The sequence below is a fragment of the Bacillus sp. DJP31 genome (assembly GCF_049310945.1).
Classification (GTDB): domain Bacteria; phylum Bacillota; class Bacilli; order Bacillales; family SA4; genus Bacillus_BS.
Genome location: NZ_JBMERO010000108.1, coordinates 1 through 617, shown reverse-complemented (window position 1 = coordinate 617; position 617 = coordinate 1). Strand labels below are relative to the sequence as shown.

The 617-nt window shown below is 48.3% G+C and carries 6 tRNA genes; all 6 read left to right on the top strand.

The features are described from left to right. The first annotated feature begins 10 nt into the window (after positions 1–10). The 6 genes from ACOI1C_RS22725 (at position 11) to ACOI1C_RS22700 (ending at position 612) form a co-directional block, all read left to right on the top strand. Positions 11–86: transfer RNA gene (locus ACOI1C_RS22725), tRNA-Val, on the top strand. A 63-nt stretch (positions 87–149) separates the two neighbouring features. Beyond that, positions 150–225: transfer RNA gene (locus tag ACOI1C_RS22720), tRNA-Thr, on the top strand. An 8-nt stretch (positions 226–233) separates the two neighbouring features. Then, positions 234–309: transfer RNA gene (locus ACOI1C_RS22715), tRNA-Lys, on the top strand. 8 nt (positions 310–317) lie between these two features. Next, a tRNA-Leu gene (locus tag ACOI1C_RS22710) sits at positions 318–402 on the top strand. Positions 403–433: 31 nt separating this feature from the next. Then, a tRNA-Gly gene (locus ACOI1C_RS22705) sits at positions 434–508 on the top strand. A gap of 15 nt (positions 509–523) precedes the next feature. Beyond that, positions 524–612, top strand: a tRNA-Leu gene (locus ACOI1C_RS22700). Positions 613–617: the final 5 nt, after the last annotated feature.

Genomic DNA, 617 nt, shown 5'->3' with positions numbered 1-617 from the left:
ATTATTATCCGGAGGATTAGCTCAGCTGGGAGAGCATCTGCCTTACAAGCAGAGGGTCGGCGGTTCGATCCCGTCATCCTCCACCAATGATTTTTACTTAAGTAAAATATCTTTTCATAATGGATAGCAAAGAAATTGTTTTATTATATGCCGGCTTAGCTCAGTTGGTAGAGCAACTGACTTGTAATCAGTAGGTCGAGGGTTCGACTCCTTTAGCCGGCACCATTTTACACGAGCCATTAGCTCAGTTGGTAGAGCATCTGACTTTTAATCAGAGGGTCGAAGGTTCGAATCCTTCATGGCTCACCATTTTTTACGCGGATGTGGCGGAATTGGCAGACGCACTAGACTTAGGATCTAGCGCTTTACGGCGTGGGGGTTCGAGTCCCTTCATCCGCACCAATTTTTTGATAAGTAAATGCAGTACATTGTTGCGGAAGTAGTTCAGTGGTAGAACACCACCTTGCCAAGGTGGGGGTCGCGAGTTCGAACCTCGTCTTCCGCTCCAACTTTCTGATGTATTGCCGGGGTGGCGGAACTGGCAGACGCACAGGACTTAAAATCCTGCGGTAGGTGACTACCGTACCGGTTCGATTCCGGTTCTCGGCACCATCTTA